Raw genomic sequence first — 25,917 nt, 5'->3', positions numbered from 1 at the left:
AGGGGGGGATAAACATTGAAAAAACATCAAGGAATAACTAGATTTTTAAGTATTAGTGCAATAATAATTTTTTTATTTTCTCAAATGAATTTTACAATTGTAAAAGCATCTTCTAATGGTAACTCAGGAAATAACAATGCAAGTTTATCTAATGGAGAAGCTGCACCAAGTAATATTGTAAGAGAAGCAGAGCAGGAATTTACAATTAATTTTGCTGTTCAACCTGAAGAAATCAGGGCAAAGGATGTGACAGTCAATACAGGAGCTTATAAAGAAATAGTATTAGTGATGGATACATCCGGAAGTATGGGAGATAAGCTGGACAAGGAACAAAAGCTTACTACATTAAAAAAAATTGCATCAAATTTTATAGATAAATTTTCTTCAGATAGTAAGGCCAGTATAGCTGCAGTAGGATACAATGTGTCAGCAGAGATTTTAGGAGAAGGTTTAGTAAATAGTAGTAAATTTCAGGATTTAAAAAACAGAATTAATTCTCTTTCAGCAGAAGGAAGCACAAACACTGGAGACGGACTTAGAAAGGCTTACTATTTACTGAATAATGGAAGAGCAGATGCTAAAAAATATATAATTCTTATTACAGACGGGGCACCTACTGCTTATACAGCAAAAAGTGGAACTGTAAACTATACAGAAAGTTTTTTATATAAGCAAGGGGTAATTACAGATTCAAATGAAGAAACTGAATTTAGCAGTATAACATCTAAAAAATTTGAAACTTCAGATGCTCCTGTAGGAACTTACGTTTCATATTATGGGGACAGAGCTCAAATAGATGCTATGAATTACGTTCAAAATATAGGAAATTTGATTAAAGCTAAAGAAAGCATAAAATCTTTTGTTGTGGGCTTCGGATATGGAATTAACTCGCCAGAGCTTTCAGAAATTGCAAGGGCAATTAACGGTAAAAAAGTAAAAGCTAATAACAAGAATCAAATAAATAAAATATATGAAGAAATAGCAAAAGCCATATCTTCAACAATTTCTACGGAAGCAAATTTCTATCTTACTGTTCCAAATGGGATTGAAGTTACAAATCTTCCTGAAGGCTTAGAATATAATGATGGAGCTATTAGTGGAACTGTAAAAACTATAAACTATTCTATAGAAGATGATGGAAACAATGGTGGAGGAAATGATTATTATAAGGCTGAGCCTGTTAACTTTTCCATAAGTTTTAAAGGAAAAATCACAAATACTTCATTGATACAGCAAGATTATAAAATAACTGGGGAAAGCACATATTTAAGCTATGTTGTATCTGATAAGGAATATAAACACTATTTTAATGATGTTGATATTAAAATAAATAATAAAGTAACTTTAAAAGCACCAATAAAGACTACCCAAGCTTTAGCTAGCGGAGTAGATAAGGATAAGCTTAAGGTTAATGATAGCTTTAATATTAACTATACAATTGACCCTTCAGAGGGAATAGAAAAAATAAAAAATGATAGCTTATATAAAAAGAATAAAGAAATTATTTTGGTAGTTGATACTTCTGGAAGTATGGCTTGGGATATTAACGGCAATAATGTAACGGGAAATAGAGTGTACTGTAGTGAAGAAGAAGCTAAAAAACATACAAATTGGGGAAGAGAAAGGGTTTGGACATTTTGGCCATACTATTATGAATGGAGATATTATTATATTAATTCACAAGATTCAAGGCTTAATTTAGCAAAGGACGCAATTGATATATTTTTAAATAAGTTTCAAAATGATTCAAAAACAAATATTGGATTAGTAACCTATAGTGATAAGGCTTATATTAAAAAAGATTTTGGAGATAATATTTCATCACAAGATGTAGGAGATGCTGAAGGTGGAACAAATACAGGAGATGGACTAAGGAAAGCATATTATATGCTTAAAAATAGTAATGATGCAGATAAATATATTGTATTATTAACAGACGGAGCTCCGACTTCTTATAGTGTTGGCAGGAATGATAGCTATTATAATTACAATTATATATTAGATAATAGTGAAAATTATAAAGTTTTTGGAGGCTATTCTTATGATAAGCCAGAAGCCACTGAATATGCTAAAGAAATGATGGAAAAGATAAACAATGATACTTCTACAAAAATAAATACTTTTTTAGTAGGTTTTACTTCAGGAGCTGATAGCAGTGCCTTAAATGAAATAGCTAATGCTTCAGAAAATGTTAAAGTAATACAAGCAACAAGTTCAAGTGAAATACAACAGGTTTATAATGGAATAGCAGAAGAAATAAAGCTTCCAACTGTAAAAGATATTAAGTTTCAGGTTAAGCTGCCTGAAGGCTTAATTGCACAAGAAGTAAAATATATAAATTCACAAACTCCAGTAGAAAATTTATCTATTGAAGAAGGTGGAAAAGTAATAGTAGGCTCTTTAGACAATATAAACTATAATTTGATAAAGAAAATAAATAATATTGATTATTACACTGTAGATGATTCTATACTTGAGAAGCTTAAATTCACAGTTAAAGTGAAAGCTACAAAGGCTGGGGACTATTTACTTGGAAATGAAGAAAATGCTTCCTCCATTAGCTATACTGATGTAGATGGAAGTAGTTATGTAAATAGATTTACACCTGAAATAAGCTTAAAGGTTATAGATGAGCAGGCACCAATAAGTATTACAAAATTTGGAATCTTTACAAGTAAAGTAGCTGCAGGTCAAGAAGGAACTATAGAAAGCTATATTAAATCTGGAGAAGCTCAGGTTATAAGTGGATTTACCTATACTCTTGGGTCTTTATTAGATATAGGTTATGCAAAAGAGGATGATATAGGTAAACCTCTTGGTGAGGATCTTACACTGAATATAAGCACTAACGGTATAGATTTTAGGGGTAACAGTACCTTTATGTTATATACTATAGTTAATGGTAAGCTTACTCTTATGGAAAACTGGAAAAATATATCAAATGGCCAGATAAGTATAAGTGGAAATAAACTTAATATGGGTCAAAAATATATTATTACTCAAAACTTTGTTCCGTATATATTTGATTCTAACCAGAGTGAGATAGATATTTATAATAGTATTACAATAAATAGTGTAGTAAATACAATAAATAGCATAAAGCTTTTAAGCAATACAGAGTTACCAGACTTAGATTAGCATATTTTTAGTCGTATAAATAGCCATGCTATTTATACGACATTTTCATAGTACATAAGGAGATATTAAATGATAGAGTTAATAGTGTTTCTTTTAGGACTTTCCATAGGAAGCTTCCTGAATGTATGTATATATAGAATACCTAGAGGGGAGTCCATATCTTTTCCGCCATCGCATTGTACAAATTGTAATAAAAGTATTAAAGCTTATGATTTAGTTCCTGTAGTAAGCTACATATTTTTAAAAGGAAGATGTAGATATTGCGGAGAAAAGATATCTATTAAATATCCTTTAATAGAGCTTATAACAGGAATAGTATTTGTGGTGATATATATTAAATATGGATTAACTATAGAATGTCTTAAGTTTTTCTTTTTAGTGAGCTTTTTAATTTTAGTAGGAATTATAGATTATAATTCAATGGATGTTTACGCTGTAACAATTCACAGTGCTTTGATTTGTGGTTTGTTTTTTCTAGGTGTTAATATGTATATGAACCTACCAGTTAAAACTTATATTATAGGTGCTATAATAGGAGGAGGAGTTATTGCCATTATAATCATTTTATTTGGTGGAATGGGATGGGGAGATGCAGAAATGTGCGCTTTCTGCGGTCTTTATATAGGTGTAAAGTTAACTTTACTTATGCTCTTCTTATCGGTTAATATTGGAGCTATAGTTGCAGTTACTAACATATTGTTGAAGCGAAAAACCAGAAAAGATCCAATGCCTTTATGCCCTTCTATTGCTTTTGGAACTTTTATTTGCATTATTTGGGGTGAAAAGATTTTAACTTGGTATTTTAATAACTTATTATTTTTTTAATGGATAAGCCTTGTGGGGGTGATAGCATTGTTCAGCAAGAAAGCTGTATCAATAGATATTGGCAGCAAAAATATTAAAATAGTTGAAGGAAAATATGAAGGAGATAAAGTAATTGTTTCAAAAATGACTACTTTTGAAACTCCCAAGGATTCTTTTAATGATGGTGAAATAATTAATTTAGAGGAAATAAAGAATTCCATTTCTGAGAAACTAAAAGAAAGCAATATAAAAAGCAAAAATATAGTCTTTTCTTCAAAGAGCACCTCTATTATTACTAGAATTATTGAGGTCCCATGGGTAAAAGGAAAGGAATTAGATTCATTAATAAAATATGAAATAGAGCAGTATCTTCCTATAGATTTTCAGGAGTACGTTACTAAATATAAGCTTCTTGAAGAATTTACTAAAGATCAAGTTAAAATGGTTAGAGCAAATGTTGCAGTATACCCAAAAGCAATGGCAAAGGCTTATTGGGATTTAGCAAAGGAATTAAAGTTAAACCCTTTTGCTTTGGATTTAAGCTCTAACGCTGTTAATAAGTTAGTAACAAGAAAGAATACATTTATAAATTTAGAGGAACTAGAAAAACAAGACACTATTTGTATGATTGATTTTGGCTATGACCAGATAGAGTTTAATATAATATCTAAAGGGATACTTGAATTTACTAGAATTATTACTGGTGGAGGAAGCTATCTTGATGCCAATATAGGAAGTGAATTTTCTGTAGGAGAAAAAGAAGCTGAGGACAAAAAAATTATGCTTGGAAATTTAAGTGATGATATAGAGCTTTTTAAAGAGGGGCTTACAGTTAATGAGAACTTTTTAGAAGCACAAACAATTAATGCATCCATTAGATTAGTTATAGATAGATGGAATAATGAAATTAATAGGATGTTAGAATACTTCAGAAATAGGTTTAAAGATAGAAATATTAGTAAAATACTGATTTATGGTGGTACTAGTGAGCTAAAAGGCATGGATAAATATATGCAATCTGTTCTAGGGGTTACTGTTGAAAAAGTTCAAAACATAAGCAGTATTGTTTTAGAAGGCTCATTGAAAGAAACATCAATAGTAAGTTATATAAATGCTATTGGTGGAATAATAAGAATAAAATAAATTTTTAAATTATTAAAAATTACCATCAATATTGACCAAAAAGTTTTATGATTATATAATAAAAAAAGTGGCTAAAGAAGATTTCGTAGGTTTTGAAGAGAGGAGAGTAGCACTATGTTTACTCCAATAAAGAACACTAAGGTATATGAACAGGTTATAGATCAAATTAAGGAAATGATAAAGAACGGAACTTTAAAAAAAGGTGATAAGCTGCCTTCTGAAAGAGATTTAGTGGAGCAATTAGGCGTGAGCAGGGCATCAATTAGAGAAGCCTTAAGAGTTCTTGAAATTATAGGTTTACTTGATTGTAGACAGGGTGAAGGGAATTTTATTAAGCATAATTTTGATAATGGATTATTCGAACCTCTTTCAGTAATGTTTATGTTAAATGAAAGCAAACCAGAGGAAATATTTGAATTAAGAAAAGTAATTGAAATTGAAACAGCAGCCTTAGCAGCAAAGAGAATAACAGAAGAAGAACTAAAGGAATTATACAAATTAATAGAAGAAATGAAAAGCTCAGAAAGTGAAGATGATAGAACTAAAATAGATAAGAAATTTCACTATACAATCGCCTACGCTTCAAGGAATTTTCTTATTTTAAATATTTTAAATACTGTATCTACTTTAATGGATTCATTTATAAAAAATGCAAGAGAAGAAATTCTTAAAAAGCATTACGATAAAGATATAATAAATAGTCAACATAAAAGCATTTGCGATGCCTTATCATTACATAATCCATCTGAAGCTGCTTTGGCAATGCGTAAGCATATGGATTTAATAAATGAAAATTTAAATTTTATACTTAAATAAATACATTCAGGCATACAAGCATCTATAGATAGCTGGTATGTTTTTATTTTCATTTAATAAGAATTAGAAATCACTATTTAACCTAGAAAATAGTGATTAAAAAATGATTGTACTGGTATGACAACTTACTATTAAATAAATCCAGGGAAAGTTTGTCAGTAACTTAAAAACTAGTGGAACCCTCCTCCACTAGTTTTTTTATATATAATTATTTTATCTTACTTAATTTAAGATGGATTTTGCCTTTCAACAGGATAATTGCTATAATTGTATTGTTCTAAAAAATTATAAAGGGGACAAATTAATGCATATACCAGATAATTTTTTAAGCCCAACTACTTGTGCTGTTATAGGTACAACTATGCTTCCAATTTGGAAACGGGCAGCTGCCAAGGTAAAAAAAGAAATGTCTAGAAAGAAGATGCCTCTATTAGGAATATGTGCTGCATTTTCATTTTTAATTATGATGTTTAATCTTCCTCTTCCAGGAGGAACTACAGGACATGCAGTAGGAGCAACACTTATTGCTATTTTAGTAGGACCTTATGGAGCTACTATAGCTGTAACTATTGCCCTGGCAATACAGGCATTATTTTTCGGAGATGGTGGTGTACTTGCTTTAGGTGCAAATAGTTTCAATATGGCATTTGTTATGCCTTTCACTGGATATTACATTTACAATTTAATTAGCAGTAGAATAAAGGGAGAAAAGGGGAAATATCTAGCTGCCTTTATAGCGGCCTATATATCTTTAAATTTTGCTGCACTTTTTACTGCAATTGAATTTGGAATACAACCATTATTATTTAAAGATTCAGTGGGAAATCCTATTTACTGTCCTTATGGTCTCAATGTTTCAATTCCTGCTATGATGATACCTCATTTACTATTAGCCGGCTTTATAGAAGGTGCATTTACTGCAGGTATCTTAGCATATATTAAAAAACTATCTCCATCCATAATAGAGGAAAATATAAAAGAAAATAATAAACCTATATATGTTTTATTGATATTTATGATAATATTAGTTCCTATAGGGCTTTTAGCTTCAGGTACAGCTTGGGGGGAGTGGGGAATTACAGAAATAAAAGAAAGAATAGGTTTCATTCCACAGGGAATGAAAGAAGGGTTTGATTTTAGATCTTTAATACCAGAATATTATGTATCAGGAATACCAGAAATTTTAGGATATATAATTTCGGCTGTTATTGGAGTAATATTAATTTTTATTTCAGTTAAGCTAATAGTAACTATAAAAAATAAAAGAGCATAAAGGTGATAATTTGGATGCGGAATGGCTTTTTAAAAAAGAAGATTATATACCTGTTAAAGATAAAGAGAAATTTATAAATAAAACTATTTTAGGTATTATTAATGTGCTAGGATTGATTAGAAGAAAAGAGAGTTATAGTAATAAGATTTACTATAGAACAAACAGTACTGTAAAAGTAATTTTTACTTTTTTAAATATAATTTTATTATCTCTCTCAAGAAATGCTACATTTCTCTTAGCAATTGATTTATATTTGATAATTTCTACTTTATTTATTGAAAAAGAGGATAGAATAAAAATTTTTATTATAAGTTTAATGGTGCCAGTTTTTACTTTAATAATGCTTATCCCTTCATTCTTAATGGGGAATAGATTAAACAGCATTCTGATTTTATTTAAGGTAATTGGAACTATTCTTTTTATAAATATTCTATCCTATACAACAAAATGGACACAAATTACAAGAGCTTTGAAATTACTATTTATACCTGATTTATTTATATGGATTATGGAGATTACCATTAAGTACATTGTAATTTTAGGAGATTATTCTTTAAATCTTCTATATGCTTTAAAGCTTAGGTCAATAGGGAAAAATAATAGTAAATATAGTTCCATATCCTCTATAGCAGGAACCTTGTTTTTAAAATCTAAGGACATGGGAGAAGAAATGTTTTCTGCTATGGAGTGTAGAGGATTTACCGGTGAATATAAAGGATACATAAATACTAAAGTTACAAAGTTTGATATCATATATATTATAATAAATGTATTTATATTAGTTGTTTTTTTACTAAGTTAGATTAAGAAAGGACATGCAATGATTGAATTAATTAATGTTTCTTTTAGTTATAAAGGAAAAACTGCTTTAGAAGATATAAATATTAAAATAAATGAAGGCGAGGCTGTTGCTCTTATTGGACCCAATGGAAGCGGCAAGTCAACCTTAATGAAGCTTATTAATGGAATTATTTCTCCTAATAAAGGGGAGTATTTATTAGATAAAAAAATTATTACTGAAAAACAGCTAAACAATAATATATTTTCAAAAGCTTTTCATAAAAAAATAGGTTTTGTTTTTCAAAATTCTGATACTCAGCTTTTTTGCTCTACAGTTTATGAAGAGATAGCCTTTGGCCCAAGGCAAATGGGGATTCTGGAGGAAGAAGTAAAAAAAAGAGTGTATGATTGTTTAAGACTTTTAAACATTGAGAAGTTGAAGCATGAAGCTCCCTATAATTTAAGTGAAGGGGAGAAGAAAAGAGTCGCTATAGCCTCAGTTCTCTCCATGAATCCAGAAATCTTAACTCTAGATGAACCTATGAATGGAATAGACCCAAAGGGAAAGAAATTTTTAAAAGAGCTTCTACTAAAACTAAATGCTTCTGGGAAAACAATAATATGTTCAACTCACGATTTTGATTATGTAGAAGGAATATTTAAAAGGGCAATTGTATTTTCAGAAAAACACAGGATAATAAGAGATGAAGATTACGGAACAGTTATAAAGGATGAAAAATTTTTAATAGAAAATAACATTAAGTAGAAAGTGGGAAGGTGAACAAATGAGAATACTTTATTATGATTGTTTCAGCGGCATAAGTGGAGATATGAATTTAGGAGCAATGCTGGATTTAGGAGTAAATCAGGATTATCTGATAAAGGAACTAGAAAAGCTAAATTTAAATGGAGAGTATGAAATAAAAGTAACAAAAGACAGCAGAAAAGGAATTCATGGCACTAAAGTAGATGTAGTTTTATTAAATGAAATACATGAACACCATAATGAACAAACTTGCTCCCATGAACATGAGCATAATCATGACCATGAATATTCTCATGAACATGAGTATCACCATGAGCATGAGCACAGAAACTTAAAAGATATTGAGAAGATCATTGGGTCTAGCAGCTTAAGTGAAAATGTAAAAGAGTTAAGTCTTAATATATTTATGAAGGTAGCAGAGGCAGAGGCTAAGGTTCATGGGAAATCATTATATGAAGTTCATTTTCATGAGGTAGGGGCAATAGATTCAATTGTAGACATTGTAGGAGCAGCAATTTGCCTAGATTATTTAAAGGTCGATAGAATACTATCTTCTTCAGTAGAGCTAGGAGGAGGCTTTGTAAAATGTGCACATGGGCTAATCCCTGTGCCGGCACCAGCTACAATAGAAATATTAAAAGGCGTAGCTGTTAAAACTGGTGCAGTTCCTTTTGAAACAACAACCCCAACGGGAGCCGCTATTCTTGCTTCAGCTGTAGATGAGTATACGGATTTAAAGAATTTTAAGATAGATAAAATTGGATATGGAATCGGAGGGAGAGACACAGAGATTCCAAATGTATTAAGAGTTTATTTAGAGGAAAAAGCTGAAGAATTACAAAATGATTCAAATGATAAGGATGAAGTTGTTATATTAAGCTGCAATATTGATGATATGAACCCAGAGATATTTAGCTATGTTATGGAAAGACTATTTAAAGAAGGAGCTTTAGATGTTTATAGAATTCCAATTCTAATGAAAAAAGATAGAATGGGCTTTATTCTTAATGTAATCTCAAAAGAAAATGACCTTAAAACCATAAAAGATATTATTTTTAAAGAAACCACTACTATTGGAATAAGGCAAGTAAAGGTTCAAAGGGAAAAATTAAAAAGAGAATTTGAAATAGTAGAAACAGAGTATGGAAAGATTAATGTAAAGAAGAGTTATTTTGAAGGAAAAATAATAAAATGGAAGCCAGAATATGAAGATTGCAAAAGGTTAGCTATTGAAAATAATCTTCCAATCATTAAAATCTATAATAAAATTAATAAGCTTATGGAGGATCAGATTGATAATGATTAATGACAAATACAAAACTCTAATTAGTTATCTGAAAGCTTTAGGAAGTGTAGTTGTTGCTTTTTCAGGAGGAGTGGACAGTACATTTCTATTAAAGGCAGCAAAAGAGGCATTAGGTGAAAAAACAGCAGCTCTTACAGTGGTTTCTCCATATATTCCTAAATGGGAAATTGAAGAAGCAAAGGAACTAGTAAAAACTATAGGAGTAAGACATGAGTTTTTACAGGTGCCTGTAATTATGGATGAGATTAAGTTTAATCCTGAGGATAGATGTTATTTATGTAAAAAGGCTATATTTACAAAAATAAGCAGCTTTGCAAAGGAAAATGGATACAAATATGTAGTAGATGGAACAAACTTTGATGATATAAAGGATTATAGACCGGGTCTTAGAGCCTTAAAGGAATTAGATATTAAAAGCCCACTTCTTCAAAATGAGTTAACTAAAGAGGAAATTAGAAAATTATCTAAGGAATTAGGATTAAAAACTTGGGATAAGCCGCCATATGCATGTTTATTATCAAGAATTCCATATGGAACCGAAATAAAGGAAGAAGAACTGAGAAAAATTGAAAAATCCGAAAGATATTTAATGGATATAGGATTAAAAGCTGTTAGAGTAAGGGCACATGGGGATTTAGCAAGAATTGAAGTTCCAAAGGAAGATTTAGATAAGTTATTTAACAAAGAGCTACTATCTGAAGTTACACAAAAGCTTAAGAGTTTTGGCTTTAAATACGTATCTTTAGATATGGAAGGATATAGAACAGGAAGTCTAAATGAAACTATAGAAAAGGGGAAATAAAAATGAACTCTGAAGAAATTAAGATGCTTTTAGAGGGAGTTAAAGCTGGGACCTTGGAAATAGATCTTGCTGCAAAGAAACTGGAGGAATTACCTTATAAAGATTTAGGTTTCGCTAAAATAGATAATCATAGAGAATTAAGAGTTGGATATCCAGAAATAATTTACTGTGCTGGTAAAACAGTAGAACAGGTAAAAACTATAGTAGCATATATGAATACAAAGGATAGCAATATTCTAGGAACAAGAGCAACAAAAGGAATGTATCTGGCAATAAAAGAAGAATGCCCCAATGCTGAATATAATGAAGTTGCAAGAACTATTACAGTTAAGAAAAAAGAAATAAAGCTTACAGAGTCATACATTGCTGTTGTAACTGCAGGGACCTCTGATTTACCTGTAGCAGAAGAAGCAGCCATTACAGCAGAAATTTTAGGAAATAAAGTAGAAAGAATAACTGATGTAGGAGTTGCAGGGATACATAGATTATTTAGTAAATTAGAAGTTATAAGAGGGGCAAAGGTAGTTATTGCCGTAGCAGGAATGGAAGGGGCTCTTTCCAGTGTAGTTGGTGGACTTATAGATAAGCCATTAATCGCTGTCCCAACCAGTGTTGGGTATGGAGCAAACTTTGGAGGGCTATCAGCACTGCTTACAATGTTAAATAGCTGTGCCAGTGGTACAAGTGTAGTTAATATTGACAATGGTTTTGGAGCAGGGTATTTGGCTAGTATGATTAATAAGTTGTAGTTAACAGTTTTTAGTAGCCAGTAGCCAGTGAACGGTGTCCAGTAACCAGTTTAGAAAAATAATCGCTAGTCTCTAGTCGCTTGAAAAAATAATTGACAATTGACAATGGACAATGATTGAAGTAATTAAGCTGAGCTTAATTACCCAATTTAACAATTGAAGTAAGTATATAATGTAGTTTTGCATTAGCAAAACATCCTATATTGTCAATTGTGCATTGTCAATTATTTATTTAAATAACTTTACTTTAGTTTTTCAATTCCAATTCTAATTCTTCTTAAAGACTCTTCTTTTCCCATGATTTCAGCTAGTTCAAAGGCACCACCTGGTGAAGAAGGCTGACCTGATAGAGCAGTTCTTAGAGGCCATAAGACAATACCATTTTTAACTCCCATTTCTCCTATTAGTGCGAAAATAGCATCATGAATAGAAGTAAAACTCCAGTCCTCTAAGGATTCTAATACAGGTAGAGCTTTTTCTAGACTTACTAAGGAATTTTCAGAATTAGTCTTCATCTTTTTATGAGAGTATAAATCAATATCATGTTCAGGTAATTCTTTAAAGAAAACTACCATTTCAGGGATCTCATTTAACACTTCAACTCTTGTTTGGAGTAACTCACTTATTTTTAAAGTATTAAGTAACGCTAATTCATCACTAGAAAATACTTTTTCATAATATGGAGTTGCTAATTTATGAAATTCGTCCAGAGTAAGTTTTTTAATATATTCTCCATTCATCCATCTCAATTTTACTGAATCGAAAATAGATGGAGCCTTGTGTATGTTCTTATAATCAAATTGCTCAACTAATTCAGGTAGGGTGAAAATTTCCTGCTCAGTTCCAGGATTCCAACCAAGCAAAGCTATAAAGTTCAGCACAGCTTCTTTTAAATATCCTTTTTCAAGTAAATCACCAAAGGAAGCATCGCCGTTTCTTTTGCTTAGCTTATTGTGAGCATCCTTCATTATAGGAGGACAGTGTATATAGGTTGGTACATCCCATCCAAAAGCATTATAAAGTCTGTTATACTTTGGAGCTGAAGATAGATACTCATTTCCACGAACTACATGAGTAATTCCCATTAGATGGTCGTCTACAACATTTGCAAAGTTATAAGTAGGAAGCCCATCTGATTTCATCAAAATCATGTCTTCTAGCTCTGAGTTATCAACAGAAATAGTTCCATAAATTTCATCTTCAAAGGTTGTAACCCCTTCAGTAGGATTTTTCTGTCTTATAACATACGGTTTTCCTTCAGAAAGATTTTTCTCTACATCTTCTTTAGAGAGATTTCTACAGTGGCCATCATATTTAAATATTTCTGAGCCATCTTTAAGAGAATCAAGTCTTTCTTTATCACAGAAGCAATAGTATGCTTCACCTTTTTCAACTAATTCTTTAGCATATTGAAGGTAAATACCCCGTCTTTCACTTTGAACATAAGGACCAACTGAACCTCCAATATCTGGACCTTCATCATGATTTAACCCAGTCATTTTTAAAGTATCAAATATTACTTTAACAGCATCGGGTACATATCTTTCTTGGTCTGTATCTTCGATTCTTAAAATAAATTTTCCATTTGAATGCTTTGCTATTAAGTATGTGTATAAAGCTGTTCTCAAGTTTCCAACATGCATGTATCCTGTTGGACTTGGGGCAAATCTTGTTCTTACTTCTTTAACTGACATATAATTTCACTCCCATTTATATATTTAAAAGCCTTTCGCTAAATTTGCGAAAGGCATATAAAATCCTCTTTTTATCATATACTAAGGGAAATTCTATGTCAATATAAGGGGAAAACTAAAACTCTTTCTTTGAGTAAATTCTTATAGATATAAGAAAGGATACTATTAAAAGAAATATTGATAAAATTAATATTATTAAAGATAAAGCATTTGTATTATTAAAGGTAGATAGGTATTTTATTAAATTAGTACCTGAATCTGATTTTAGGAATTTTGTTATATAGTTTGGAGCTACTAAGAGCATAAGATATAGCCCAATATTAAGTATTCTAAGCTTTGAACTTTCAAATTTATAATAAATAGGATAGTATATGGAATAGAAGATGCCCAGTATATTAAAAGCTATTATCATGTCCCAGATGTTAGCTGTTCTTGCTGAGGTTTTTAAACCAAGGATACTTAATATTAAGGTAAAGATTATTATAACACCTGAAATTAGAAAAATGTGTAATATAAAAGAAAGATATTTTGCTAAAACAATTTCATGTTTCTTTATGGGCAAACTATTAAGAGCAACATGAATTTTATATTTTTCATCATATCCATTAGAATATAGTATAGAAATATATACAATAATAATGATAGAAAGAGTATAAAATACTCCAGGACTATGATTGTTTTTCAAACCAGCTACAGATAAAAACATTCCATAAATTAATATAAAAAAGTTATATTTACTGGATAATTTAAAATCTTTCAAGGCTAAAGTAAGCATTGTATTTCCCCCAATTTAAATGTCTTTATTTTCATAAAATTTTAATGATATAGTAATAGAAATTATTAGAATAAAAATAATTCCCAACAGACAAATAAGTTTAGTTTTAAATAAATTATCGTCTAAAAAGGCTTTATATGTGATTACAAAATCAGAACCGATAATATTAGATGCTGTATTTATTAAGGTATAAAAACCTAAATATAATAGTATATTGATTACCTTAGTTTTTCGATAATTATACTTGAAAAGCAGTGGAAAACTTATTGAAACCATTGCTATTGTAGCAATAAGTACAAGCTTTATAACTCTAAGATTAATAAAGGTAAGTCCACTAAATATTTTTAGTGAAGCTATTATACCACCTAATAATGAAGTGAAAAATAGTGCAACTATGATATAGATTCCTATACTTAAATATTTGGATAGAACAACTTCTTTCCTTGTTAAAGGTAGAGAATTAATAATATACTCTCCTTTAGTTTTATCATCATAAATAAAGCTTTCAGTAGAGATAAAGTAGGCTATGGTAGTGATAGTCAATATATACTTATTATCTGAAGGTAAAGCATCAGCAATGGTAATTAAGAAAATAAAGTAGAGGGTAAATATAAATAAAGTTTTAAAGTTGAAAGTAAGTGCAAAATCTTTCTTAATTAAGTTCAGCATTTGGTTACCCCCTTACACTATAAACCATAATATCTTCTAGAGTTGGTCTTTCAATAAGTACATTACTACTGAACTGTCTCCGTATCTTTTGGATGTTATCTGTTAGAGCTTCAAAACCAAAAGAGTTTTGATGAATACCTATAAATTCTTTTTTTGTATTATAATCTAAAAGTTCATTTGAACCTTTTACTATTCCATAATTATCCAATATATCATCCTTTGGCATTGAAAAAACTATGTTTCCGTTATTAATAAAAGTAATATAATCAGCAATCTTTTCGAGGTCAGTAGTTATATGAGTTGAAAAAAATACGCTTTTATTTTCATCTTGGATTAGAGAGTATAATATATCTAGTATTTCTCTTCTAAAGACTGGATCAAGCCCTGAGGTTGGCTCATCCATCAATATAAGTTGGGCATTATGAGACAAAGCTATGGCTAAGGAAAACTTCATTTTCATTCCTTTTGAAAGGGTCTTAATCTTCTTTTTAGGATCTAGATTAAACTCTTTTAAATATCTTTTAAAGATATTTTCATCCCATTCCGTATAGAAGGGAGAAATAATTTTCTTCATAGATTCAATACTTAATTCTTCATAATAATAGTTTTCATCGTAAACAAAACCAATTCTATTTTTAACTTCTTTTTCATTTTGAATATTATCTAATTCAAATATTTTTATTTCTCCTTGATTTCTTTTAACTAAGTTCATAATTAATTTAATTGTAGTGCTCTTTCCTGAACCATTTGGGCCAATGAAACCCATGATATAACCTTTCTGTAAATCAAAACTAATATTGTTTAATAAAAAATCCTTGTATTCCTTTCTAAGGTTTTTAACTTCTAAAATTTTATCCATAAGAAATAACCTCCTTAATTTTCATCATATAGAATCGTTAACATTTGAATTATTTCATCAATATTCAAATTTAACATTTTACTTTCAAATACTACTTGTTGAAGCTTTTCTTCAATAATCTTCAATTTTTCTTCACGTAAGAGCTCTTTATTTTGAGGTGCTACGAAGGAACCTTTTCCAGCTACGGTTACTATAAAACCTTCTTTTTCCAATTCTTCATAAGCTCTTTTAGTTGTTATTACGCTTATCTGAAGCTCTTTTGCCAGATTGCGAATTGAAGGAAGAGAATCTCCAGAATTTATTTCACCATTAATTATTAATGCTTTAAGTTGTGTTACTATCTGTTCATAAATTGGTTCTCCTGAGGAGTTAGAAATTATAATCTTCATGATTCATCTCCTTTAAAAATGTATATACTGTATATAATGTATATATACAGTATATACATATCTGCTATATTATGTCAACAATAATTTTGCTTATTTTTATGATTTTTTTTTAAAAGTAATAGTATAATAGTAAAAGATATTTAAAAACAAATTACTAGGAGGATGTTTTTTTAACATGAAAAAAAGCAATATTATTAAACTATTATTGTTTGTACTAGTTTTCGTTGTAGTTATACTTGTGATAAATAATGAAGCATTAAAATATGCAAAACAAATAGATTTAAATTTATTCCACAATAATTTTGAAGCTAGAGAAAAGCTTGGTCAAAAATTTTATGAAAGTGACAGAATATATCAATTAGCCAAGGTAATCTTAAGCTTAATTATTCCGGTACTTTTTCTAATAACAGGTTTTTCTGCAAAGTTAAGAAATTTTTCTAAGGGGATTAGTAAAAGGTTTTTCATAGTAGTTGGTGTTTATGGAGTAATTTATACTTTAATAGAGAATATACTTACATTTCCTTTTATATATTATGGAGGGTATGTTCAGAGAAAAATTTTCGGATTATCTCACCAAAGCTTTTTAATGTGGCTAAAAAATTATTCAATAGAACTGTTAATAAATTTTATAATGATATTTTTAATTCTTTGGATACCTTATAAAATAATTTCTAAGAGTCCAAAAAGATGGTGGATTTATACAGGTATTTTATCTATACCATTATCAGCATTTTTGTTCTTTGCACATCCTATAATAATAGATCCATTGTTTAATGATTTTAAAGCAATAGAAAATAAGTCAGTGGAAACACAACTTGTAGAACTTACTAAAAAGGCTGGAATAGAGAATTGCAATATTTTAGTAATTGATAAAAGCAAAGAAACCTCTATGATAAATGCGTATATGACTGGAATTGGAGATACTAGGAGAATAGTTTTATGGGATACGGCATTGAAAAGTCTTAATGTTTCTGAATTAAAGTTTATTACTGCTCATGAAATGGGACATTACGTTCTAGGGCATATTAAGAAGTTTATGATTTTTGAAATAATTGCTACTTTTATATTATTATATATTGTATCTGTTGCTGCACCATATTTAATTAATAAATATAAAAATAAATTTAGGGTTAAGGACTTAAAGGATATAGCTTCCTTACCGCTTATATTCTTAATATTAAATTTATGTTTTATAATAACTACTCCGGTATTTAACGTTTATTCTTGTTATATAGAGAAGCAAGCAGATATTTACGCCTTAGAAATTACTAAAGATAATAAAGCAGGAAGTTCTTCCTTTAAAAAGTTATCTGAAAATGGTATAGTAATTCCATACCCAGATCCAGTTTATAAGTTATGGAAGTTTGATCATCCTCCAATAAAGGAGAGAATAGAGTTTTTTGAAAAGTATGTACCTTAAGATAAAAGAGAGGAGAAAGATTAATGTATCTAATGAAGACAAAACCCGATAAGGTAAATAATCCGGTGTATTATATATATCTAGTTCTAATAATGTCTATAGGATGGATAGGATTATTTATAGTAAAGCTTAGGGATAGCTTTGTAGAGGGTGGAGGAGAAGTTGACAGAGCTGTAATTAGCTATGTGTCAGGAATCAGAAATGAATACTTAAATAAAATTTTTGTTATTATTAGTAGAAGTGGAGATACTGTTGTTGCCATTATACTTACTCTTCTTATTGTGATATTTTTATTTAAAGTACAAAAGAAAAGAGAAGCAAAATTTTATGCAATAAACATATTTGTAATTGCTGCACTTAGTCAAGGTTTAAAATATTTATCTAAAAGACCTAGACCTGTAGGTCAATGGTTAGTAGATATTAGCGGATATACTAATGTTGGTGGATATAGTTTCCCAAGCGGTCATTCTACTATTTCCATGGCAGGAGCACTTGTAGTTATATATTTTATACTTGATAATTTTAGAAATAGAATTCTTGCTCATATATTAAGTATTATAATATTTGTATATGCAGCTTTAGTTGGAATAAGTAGAGTTTATGTAGGAGTACACTATTTTAGCGATGTTATAGGGGCTTGGGCAATTGCTTCCTTATGGGTGTTAATCATTTTAATAGTTTTTAGAAGAGAAAGCAAGAGAAAAGATTACAGTTACTTAAGGTAAAAAAAGAAAAAAAGGGGGCAGACTCCTTGGTATAAATCCCAGGGGTCTGCCCCCTTTTTTACCTTTTTTTATTTTTAGGAAATAAAGTAGTTTACAAAATGTAAAAATATGGTAATATATTAATAGTAGAATTGAATCCTTAGGGAGGTAGCTTTATGTCAGATAAATTACAGATAATTGACAACTTAACATTTTATGCATCTATAAGCAAACATAAAGAACGGTGGTTAAGTAAAATAATTAAGAAAGGAATATTGTGGAGTTTTATTTTTTATGTCTTCAGAGCAATATTTATTTTCCCACTTTTTATATTCAATGAATTTAAGACAAGCTATTTTAACTTATATTTAACTAGGTTTGCTTTTGATGGTCCTAGCTATGAGGAGATTTGGAATAATTTTAAAAAATCCTATAGCTTAGTTTTTGATAATAGTGATTTTTTTATTAAGTATTTAATAATTAGCTTTATTTTACTTAGCATTATATTAGTGTATTTCATTAAATCACCTAGTGGAATTTTAATAAGTTTTGTTGTATCAGCAATTTCACCTTATATAATAAGCAATGTGTTTATTCCTTTAGTGTCAGTACTTTATGTGTTTTTTAATATAGTTGCATTATTTATTGACAATTTGCTTCCCTTTATTCCAAATATTTTTGCTTGGGGAATAGTTGGAGCTTTATTTGGAATTGCGGGAGCCATAAAACAAAATAATACTACATATAGAGTATTGCTAGTAGGATTTTTAAGTGCAGTATTTATAATTTCAAAAGTAAGTTTTACTATTAATGATGCAGTACAGTTGAAAACTTTTTTTAACAATCGCTAATCACTAATCACTAGTAAATGATTTATTACGGAGTCTAGCGACTAGAGAATAGAGATTAGCGATTAATAATAAAGTTGCACAGAAACTTTATTATTTAAAATTCTATATAAGAATTGCCATCGAGCGGTAGTAAAACTTGAAGTGGAGCCCTTTCATTAGGGAAACCAACTAAATAGACAGAGTAAAATCTGCCTGGTTTGATAATCACATTAGGAACGTTTAAAATTATACTATTTGTTCCAGTAGGACTTACTTGAAAGGTGTATGTTCCACTGGCTAATGGAGTATAATTGCTACTTCCTCCAAAACTAATATTTCTAGCTATAACTTTTCCCATTTGATCAGTTAAATTAGAAGTAGGAGTATTAGGAGACAAGTGAATAAATCTTACATAAGAGCTTCCAGGTATGGAAGGAAGTTTAGGTTCTTCGTAGGAAAAAAGACTGATGTTAGACAAACCTCCACCTGCTGCTAATGTAAGAATTGTATCTGGCTTAAAGTTGTAATTAGTATTTATTAAAGGGTTTGTAATTCTGCCTGCAGGGTATATTCTCAAATTATATAATCCTGGAGCTACAGAAATATAAGGAGTAAACTGTTTATAAGATAAGTTTCTAGCGATAATTTTATCATTTAAATATACATCTACTGGTGGGGCATCAGGAGAGGCATGAAGTATTCTTACAAAGGATTTTTCGGGAGTTCTAAAAAATGGACAAAAGAACATATTCAAATCACCTTTCAAAAATTCTATTCATAATAAAGTATGTGCATGCTAGTATTAATGTGAAATATATATTGACTTGAAAACGTTAAAATTGTATAATTTACCTTATGACAGTTAATTCTAATGCAAATATTACAAAAATAGCCAATGCACGTTTGTATTTACTGTATTGGTTTTTTAATTGTAAACTTGTTTGTGTAGGAGAGATAAAATGAATGTATTAGTTGTAGATGATTCAAATTTTATTAGATTAAATATAGTAAATTATTTGAAAAACAATAATATTACTGTAGTTGGTGAGGCATCTAATGGAAATGAGGCAATAGAGTTATATAAAAAATTAAGACCTGATATAGTGACAATGGATATTACTATGCCAGACATGGATGGTGTTGAAGCTGTTAAGAAGATTATGGAAATAGACTCTAACGCTAAAATAATAATATGTTCAGCTGTAGGACAACAGGTTAAAGTCATTGAAGCAATAAAGGCTGGTGCTAAAAGTTTTCTTTTAAAACCTTTAAATGAAGAAAAGATGATAATAGAAATAAATAAGGTTATAAGTTTTTAGATAGAAAATTATAATTAAATTTGGGGGGGAATATGTATGTCAGATCCAAGATTAAATAAACTTGCAAAGCTTCTTGTGAACTATTCAACAAAGATTAAAAAGGGAGACTTCGTACTAGTTCAAAGTGATAGTGTAGCAGAACCCTGGATGGTTGAAGTGGTTAAGGAAGCTATACTAGCAGGTGCTCATGTTGAGACAAGATTAACCTCACATGAAGCAGATCAAGTTAAGTTAAGATACAGCACAGAGGAACAATTACTTGAGGAAAATTACATCTTAAAGACAGCCTTAGAAAAGGCAGATGTATGGCTTACTGCATGGGGAACAAGAAATACAAAAGCTAATACAACCATAGATTCAAAAAGGATTCAGTTAACATCAAAAGGTGCCACTAGCTGGAGAAAGGTTTATTCAGAAAAGATGGGAAATGGCTCTTTAAGATGGTGTGGTACACAATTCCCTACTTATGCTGATGCTCAAGAAGGAAATATGAGTCTTTCTGAGTATGAGGATTTTGTTTATGGTGCTGGACTTTTAGATAAAGATGACCCAGTGGCAGAATGGGAAAAGGTAAGCGAATATCAAGAGAAATGGATAAAATATTTAGATACTAAAAAGGAATTACATATAGTTTCTGAAGGAACAGATATAAAAGTGAATATTGATGGCAGAAAGTGGATTAATTGTGATGGTAGAGTTAATTTCCCTGATGGTGAAGTTTTCACATCACCAGTAGAAGATGGAATAGATGGAGTTATAACTTTTAGTTTTCCAGGAATATATATGGGGAAGGAGATCCAAGGAATTAAACTTGAAGTAAAGGATGGAAAAGTAGTAAAAGCTACTGCCGAAAAAGGTGAAGAGCTTTTAAAGGCATTACTTGAGACCGATGAGGGAGCATCAAGCTTTGGTGAAGTTGCCATTGGAACAAACTATGGAATTAAACAGTTTACTAAAAACATGCTGTTTGATGAAAAGATAGGTGGAACTATTCACATGGCCATAGGAGATTCAATGCCAGAAGCTGGTGGAAAAAACAGATCAACAATTCACTGGGATATGCTTTGTGACATGAGAAACGGTGGAAAAATATATGCTGATGGTGAACTTTTCTATGAAAATGGAAAGTTTATAGACTAAGTATTAGCATAGAAACGAGATAAATTTAAGGATATGGTATTTATTTCAAACCATATCCTTTTTATATTCTTAAAAATTTTTAGATTTGAGTTTTTTTGAGGCTTTTAAACCCACTATATTTATAATATCAGTTGGTGTTGAGTAAGGAGGAGCGTAAGCTAATTGAAGCTTAGCGGCATCAAAAACTGTACCTCCAAGACTTATTAAAGTGGCAATGATATCTGTTCTTTTATCAACACCAGCTTCTCCTAATATTTGGGCACCAAGAATTTTACCATTTTCACTAAATATAAGCTTGAATTTTATTACTTTACTTCCAGGGTATGCTGAAGCACTAGAATGACCTTCAGTATAAATTACTTTATAAGGTATATTGTATTTTTTAAGATTTTTTTCGTTATCTCCTGTACAACCACAAGTTAATTCAAAAACCTTTATTAGAGCTGAGCCTAAAGAGCCTTTATAGAAGTCTTCTATTCCCATAATATTATTTGCCACTATGTCAGCTTGCCTTGCAGCAGGGCTTGCTAAAGCTATATTGGTTTTAAATCCACTTACTAAATCTAAAGTTTCTACTGCATCTCCTAAGGCAAATACATTATTAAAATTAGTTTGCATTTTGCTGTTTACTAAAATATGTCCTTTTTCACCTAATTCTATTCCAGAGCCATTTAAAAAGCTTATATCGGGTTTAATGCCTATTGATAAAATAACAATATCACTATTAAGCTTTACACCGCTGGTTAAGGTGGTTTCTATAATATCACCATTATCGTAAAAGGCTTTTACTGGGTCACTTAGAATTAGTTTCACTTCATTAGATTTTAATTCTTCTTCTATTAGCTCTACCATATCAAAATCAAAAGGAGGAAGTATATGAGCACTTGATTGAACCACAGTAACTCTTATACCAAGATTCTTAAGATTTTCAGCCATTTCAATACCAATATATCCTCCACCAACAATTGCCACAGACTTTACATAAGCTTTGTTAATATACTGCTTAATTTTATCAGCATCGGGAACATTCCTTAAGGTAAATATTTTAGGGCTTTCAATTCCGGGAAAGTCCGGTTTTGAAGGTTTTGCACCAGGAGATATTACTAAGTAATCATAATCATTTGTGTAAATTGAATCCTTATCTTTAACAGTAATTAGATTATTCATAGTGTCAATTGAGATGATTTCACTATTAATTTTTACTTTAATATTATTTTCTTCTTCCATTTCAGTTGGGGTTTTTACAAAGATTTTTCGCCTATCTTCCACCAAGTTACCAATGAAGTAGGGAAGAGCGCAGCTAGAGTAAGAAATGTACGGAGTTTTCTCGTAAATAATTATCTCAGCAGTAGGATCAATTCGTTTAAGCCTTGTAGCAGTAGCGGCACCACCGGCAGAACCTCCAACTATTAAGATCTTTTTACCCATTTTTGACCCCCCTTAAACTATACTAATTAATTATCGTACTCTATAATGTTATTTTAAATCATTATTTTGCAGAATAAAATGGCTTGTAATAAAAACAAGCCATTTTATTAAGTGATTATATGAATAAGTTTACTCCAGCATCATTTGCTTCTCCTAGGTAGTAACCAACTCCACCTATCTTAACCCCATCTATTAGCTCTTCTTGTTTAAAACCTAAAAGATCCATAGACATTTGACAAGCAACTATTTCAACTCCACCTGCCATAGCAGATTTCATTAAAGCTTCAAGAGATTCAACATTTTTGCTTTTCATTATCCCTCTAATCATTTTTGGTCCTATTCCTGCCATGTTCATTTGAGATAGTTTTAATTTTTTAGAACCCTGTGGCATCATCATACCAAACATTTTCTCTATAAAGGATTTTTTAGTAGGTATACTTTGAGCTTTTCTTAAAATGTTTATTCCCCAGAAGGTAAAAAACATTGTAACCTTTTTGCCCATAGCAGCAGCACCGTTTGCAATTATGAAGGATGCTATAGCTTTATCTAAATCTCCACTAAATACAACCATTGTTTGAGCATTTTTAGATGAAGAAACAATAGGTTGGTCACATGATGCAGCTACTTGATCAGGGCTTTTTTTTAAAGTAGCTTTGATTATGCCTTTTTCCTTGCATAAATTAACTAGTTCGTTATTTGTTGTTTTACACCAAGATTTTATATCCTCATAGAAACCTGGGTCTGAAGCAGAAACATTTAAAACATCACCAGGATTAATTTCATCTATAGCAGCCTTTACTCTCATTAGTGGTCCTGGGCAGCTTAAGCCACAAGCATCAAGATTTTTAACTATCCCATTATTTACATTTGGATTTTTTACATTTTCTACTTTATTACAACAACCAGTATTATTATCTAATTTTTTTGGAGTGAATTTTGAGGACATATATAATTTAAATCCTCCAGTTACGTTTTTAACATTATATCCCTTTTGCTTTAACAATCTTTCAGCATAATAACCTCTTTGACCAATCATACAGTAAACCCAAATTTCTTTTGACTTGTCTACTTCATCTAAGCGGTTTCTAAGTTGTTGAAGAGGAATATGAAGTGATCCTGCTATAGTACCCATTTCTTGTTCTAAGTCAGTTCTTATATCTAATAGAATTATTTTATCTCTATCTCTTGAATCTAAATCACGAGGAAGTACAACTTCGGATCTGCCAGCTATTATATTTTCAGCAACAAAACCTGCCATATTTACTGGATCTTTTGCTGAAGAATAAGGAGGAGCATAGCATAATTCAAGTTCTGTAAGGTCTGTAACAGTACCACCTAGTCTAATTACTGTAGCAATGTCATCAATTCTCTTGTCAACACCTTCATAACCAATAGCTTGGGCACCAAATATCTTACCTTCCTTGTTAAATATTAATTTTAAGGTAATAGGAGTTGCTCCAGGATAATAAGATGCATGGCTTTGAGGGAATACATAAATTACTTCATAAGGTATATTTAATCTTTGTAGAGTTCTTTCATTATTTCCTGTAGCTGCACAAGTCATTTCACATACTTTAATAATTGATGAGCCTTGAGATCCCTTGAAAGTAGTTTTTAAGCCAGCTACATTATCAGCCGCAATTCTTCCTTGTTTATTTGCAGGTCCTGCTAGCGGTATAGCAGTTACTTGACCATTTACAAAATCAATAACTTCAACTGCATCGCCTACAGCATATACATCTTTTATATTTGTTTCCATATGCTCATTTACAACGATATGACCTTTTGGACCAAATTTAAGCTTTGTATCTTTTATAAAGTTAACGTCAGGAGATACACCTATTGCAAGAATTACAATATCAGCAGAGATGTTTTGACCATCACCTAACTCAACATTAAGCATATTACAATTTTCTTTAAAAGATTTAACTCCATTATTTAAAACTAATTGAATATTGTTATCTTGAAGCTCTTTTTCAGCAATAGTAACCATATCAGTATCAAAAGGAGCTAAAATATGAGGTGCAGCTTCTACTAGGGTAACTTTAATTCCTAAAGCATTTAAATTTTCAGCCATTTCAATACCTATGAAGCCTCCGCCTATAACTACAGCTGAGTTCAATTTGTTTTTGCAAACGTATTCTTTAATTTTATCTGTGTCACTCATATTTCTTAATGAAAATATCTTTTCATTTTCTATTCCAGGGATAGGTGGTTTTATTGGTTTTGCACCAGGAGATAAAATTAAAGCATCATAATTTTCAGTATAAGTTCCTTTATCTTTAGAAACAACAGTAACTATTTTTTTATCTGTGTCAACTTTAGTAACTTCACTGTTTGTTCTTACGTCAATATTAAATTTTTCATTCATGTCTTGAGAGGTTGTTACTAATAAATTATCTCTTTCCTGAATGGTTCCTCCAATATAGTATGGTAAACCACAATTTGCAAAGGAAATATAATCTCCTCTTTCAAATAATATTATTTCTGCATTTTCATCTAATCTTCTAAGTCTTGCAGCAGCAGAAGCTCCACCAGCTACTCCACCAACAATTAAAACTTTTTTACTCATTAAAAATCCCTCCAATATTAAAATTAAATAATCAGTTTGTATATTAAAAAATAAATTCGTTAAAATAAGTTATATTTATCATTTAACTAGTAAATTAATTATATCAATTACCCTCGGATCTACTACTTTGTAATGTATTTCTAGTCCATTTCTTTCACCTTCAATGATTCCAAGGCTTTTTAACTTTTGAAGGTGTCTTGAAACTGTAGGTTGAGGTATCTCTAAGCAGCTTTGCATGGTTGTTACATTGCAGCATCCCTTCTCTAATAGACCAGCAATAATACAAAGTCTGACAGGGTGTGCTATTGCTTTTAAAAGCTCAGAGGCTTCAAAAAAACTTTCCATATCATTATCCAAATATTTCACCTCGCAAATATTAATTTATTAATATATTTATATATTACAATATATGAATATAGTTGTCAAAGGGTTAACGATATTTTGTGAAAAAATAATCATTTTTATTAAAAAATAAATCACTAATTTCTAGTCGCTAATCCCTATGATTTATTGAATCTAATAGAGACTAGCGATTAGTGAC

24 protein-coding genes are annotated in these 25,917 nt (G+C 30.2%); 15 read left to right on the top strand and 9 right to left on the bottom strand.

Going from position 1 to position 25,917, the window contains the following annotated elements:
- Nucleotides 1-15: 15 nt before the first annotated feature.
- The 10 genes from CLHOM_RS00400 (at nt 16) to larB (ending at nt 11,577) form a co-directional block, all read left to right on the top strand.
- Complete coding sequence (locus tag CLHOM_RS00400) at nt 16-3,138, top strand: vWA domain-containing protein (RefSeq protein ID WP_052219695.1); 3,123 nt, start codon at nt 16-18, stop codon at nt 3,136-3,138.
- A gap of 69 nt (nt 3,139-3,207) precedes the next feature.
- Nucleotides 3,208-3,963 carry a prepilin peptidase gene (locus CLHOM_RS00395; protein WP_052219694.1) on the top strand — a complete coding sequence of 252 codons (756 nt, stop codon included), beginning with the start codon at nt 3,208-3,210 and terminating at the stop codon, nt 3,961-3,963.
- A gap of 27 nt (nt 3,964-3,990) precedes the next feature.
- Nucleotides 3,991-5,085 (top strand): type IV pilus assembly protein PilM, encoded by a 1,095-nt coding sequence (pilM, locus tag CLHOM_RS00390; protein ID WP_052219693.1) that lies wholly within the window; start codon nt 3,991-3,993, stop codon nt 5,083-5,085.
- Between the two features lie 114 nt (nt 5,086-5,199).
- Nucleotides 5,200-5,901, top strand: a complete 702-nt coding sequence (locus tag CLHOM_RS00385; protein WP_052219692.1) for a FadR/GntR family transcriptional regulator — start codon at nt 5,200-5,202, stop codon at nt 5,899-5,901.
- 304 nt (nt 5,902-6,205) lie between these two features.
- Complete coding sequence (gene cbiM, locus CLHOM_RS00380; protein ID WP_052219691.1) at nt 6,206-7,174, top strand: cobalt transporter CbiM; 969 nt, start codon at nt 6,206-6,208, stop codon at nt 7,172-7,174.
- 10 nt (nt 7,175-7,184) lie between these two features.
- Entirely contained in the window at nt 7,185-7,976 is a 792-nt protein-coding gene (locus tag CLHOM_RS00375; RefSeq protein ID WP_052219690.1) for an energy-coupling factor transporter transmembrane component T family protein, read from the top strand.
- A gap of 18 nt (nt 7,977-7,994) precedes the next feature.
- Entirely contained in the window at nt 7,995-8,720 is a 726-nt protein-coding gene (locus CLHOM_RS00370; protein ID WP_052219689.1) for an energy-coupling factor ABC transporter ATP-binding protein, read from the top strand.
- Between the two features lie 19 nt (nt 8,721-8,739).
- On the top strand, nt 8,740-10,026 hold the full coding sequence (gene larC, locus CLHOM_RS00365) for a nickel pincer cofactor biosynthesis protein LarC (RefSeq protein WP_052219688.1): 1,287 nt from the start codon (nt 8,740-8,742) through the stop codon (nt 10,024-10,026).
- A complete protein-coding gene (gene larE / locus CLHOM_RS00360) occupies nt 10,022-10,828 on the top strand; it encodes an ATP-dependent sacrificial sulfur transferase LarE (protein ID WP_175478652.1) in 807 nt (268 codons plus the stop codon). The genes larC and larE overlap by 5 nt, the downstream gene beginning before the upstream one ends.
- A 2-nt stretch (nt 10,829-10,830) precedes the next feature.
- Nucleotides 10,831-11,577, top strand: coding sequence for a nickel pincer cofactor biosynthesis protein LarB (gene larB / locus CLHOM_RS00355; protein ID WP_052219687.1), 747 nt, complete (start codon nt 10,831-10,833; stop codon nt 11,575-11,577).
- 242 nt (nt 11,578-11,819) lie between these two features.
- Here larB and gltX read toward each other — a convergent pair whose 3' ends face one another.
- The 5 genes from gltX to CLHOM_RS00330 all read right to left on the bottom strand — a co-directional run bounded on the left by gltX (nt 11,820) and on the right by CLHOM_RS00330 (nt 15,963).
- Nucleotides 11,820-13,271 (bottom strand): glutamate--tRNA ligase, encoded by a 1,452-nt coding sequence (gltX, locus tag CLHOM_RS00350; protein ID WP_052219686.1) that lies wholly within the window; start codon nt 13,269-13,271, stop codon nt 11,820-11,822.
- 115 nt (nt 13,272-13,386) lie between these two features.
- Nucleotides 13,387-14,046 (bottom strand): ABC-2 transporter permease, encoded by a 660-nt coding sequence (locus CLHOM_RS00345; protein WP_052219685.1) that lies wholly within the window; start codon nt 14,044-14,046, stop codon nt 13,387-13,389.
- 15 nt (nt 14,047-14,061) lie between these two features.
- Nucleotides 14,062-14,715 carry an ABC-2 transporter permease gene (locus CLHOM_RS00340; RefSeq protein ID WP_052219684.1) on the bottom strand — a complete coding sequence of 218 codons (654 nt, stop codon included), beginning with the start codon at nt 14,713-14,715 and terminating at the stop codon, nt 14,062-14,064.
- Between the two features lie 4 nt (nt 14,716-14,719).
- On the bottom strand, nt 14,720-15,574 hold the full coding sequence (locus CLHOM_RS00335; protein ID WP_052219683.1) for an ABC transporter ATP-binding protein: 855 nt from the start codon (nt 15,572-15,574) through the stop codon (nt 14,720-14,722).
- 14 nt (nt 15,575-15,588) lie between these two features.
- On the bottom strand, nt 15,589-15,963 hold the full coding sequence (locus CLHOM_RS00330) for a GntR family transcriptional regulator (protein ID WP_052219682.1): 375 nt from the start codon (nt 15,961-15,963) through the stop codon (nt 15,589-15,591).
- Nucleotides 15,964-16,138: 175 nt separating this feature from the next.
- On the opposite strand from CLHOM_RS00330, the gene CLHOM_RS00325 reads away from it, so the two are divergent.
- The 3 genes from CLHOM_RS00325 (at nt 16,139) to CLHOM_RS00315 (ending at nt 18,938) form a co-directional block, all read left to right on the top strand.
- Nucleotides 16,139-17,383, top strand: coding sequence for a M48 family metallopeptidase (locus CLHOM_RS00325; RefSeq protein WP_052219681.1), 1,245 nt, complete (start codon nt 16,139-16,141; stop codon nt 17,381-17,383).
- A 23-nt stretch (nt 17,384-17,406) separates the two neighbouring features.
- Entirely contained in the window at nt 17,407-18,108 is a 702-nt protein-coding gene (locus tag CLHOM_RS00320; protein WP_052219680.1) for a phosphatase PAP2 family protein, read from the top strand.
- 155 nt (nt 18,109-18,263) lie between these two features.
- Complete coding sequence (locus CLHOM_RS00315) at nt 18,264-18,938, top strand: hypothetical protein (RefSeq protein ID WP_052219679.1); 675 nt, start codon at nt 18,264-18,266, stop codon at nt 18,936-18,938.
- Nucleotides 18,939-19,032: 94 nt separating this feature from the next.
- Here the strand turns inward: CLHOM_RS00315 and CLHOM_RS00310 are convergent, their stop codons facing one another.
- Nucleotides 19,033-19,665, bottom strand: coding sequence for a DUF4397 domain-containing protein (locus CLHOM_RS00310; protein WP_052219678.1), 633 nt, complete (start codon nt 19,663-19,665; stop codon nt 19,033-19,035).
- Nucleotides 19,666-19,876: 211 nt separating this feature from the next.
- On the opposite strand from CLHOM_RS00310, the gene CLHOM_RS00305 reads away from it, so the two are divergent.
- Together CLHOM_RS00305 and CLHOM_RS00300 are read left to right on the top strand one after the other, a co-directional pair.
- Nucleotides 19,877-20,236 carry a response regulator gene (locus tag CLHOM_RS00305; protein ID WP_052219677.1) on the top strand — a complete coding sequence of 120 codons (360 nt, stop codon included), beginning with the start codon at nt 19,877-19,879 and terminating at the stop codon, nt 20,234-20,236.
- Nucleotides 20,237-20,272: 36 nt separating this feature from the next.
- Nucleotides 20,273-21,376, top strand: coding sequence for an aminopeptidase (locus tag CLHOM_RS00300; RefSeq protein WP_052219676.1), 1,104 nt, complete (start codon nt 20,273-20,275; stop codon nt 21,374-21,376).
- A gap of 69 nt (nt 21,377-21,445) precedes the next feature.
- Here CLHOM_RS00300 and CLHOM_RS00295 read toward each other — a convergent pair whose 3' ends face one another.
- From CLHOM_RS00295 to CLHOM_RS00285, 3 genes are all read right to left on the bottom strand, one after another.
- Entirely contained in the window at nt 21,446-22,804 is a 1,359-nt protein-coding gene (locus CLHOM_RS00295; RefSeq protein ID WP_052219675.1) for an FAD-dependent oxidoreductase, read from the bottom strand.
- Between the two features lie 115 nt (nt 22,805-22,919).
- A complete protein-coding gene (locus tag CLHOM_RS00290) occupies nt 22,920-25,376 on the bottom strand; it encodes an FAD-dependent oxidoreductase (RefSeq protein WP_052219674.1) in 2,457 nt (818 codons plus the stop codon).
- A gap of 78 nt (nt 25,377-25,454) precedes the next feature.
- The gene (locus CLHOM_RS00285; RefSeq protein ID WP_074782809.1) at nt 25,455-25,733 is read right to left on the bottom strand and encodes an ArsR/SmtB family transcription factor; all 279 of its coding nucleotides are present in this window, start codon (nt 25,731-25,733) and stop codon (nt 25,455-25,457) included.
- Nucleotides 25,734-25,917: the final 184 nt, after the last annotated feature.

The sequence above is a fragment of the Clostridium homopropionicum DSM 5847 genome (assembly GCF_001263795.1).
Taxonomy (GTDB): domain Bacteria; phylum Bacillota; class Clostridia; order Clostridiales; family Clostridiaceae; genus Clostridium_H; species Clostridium_H homopropionicum.
Note: the sequence above shows the minus strand (reverse complement) of the source record. Positions and strands in the feature narration are given on the sequence as shown.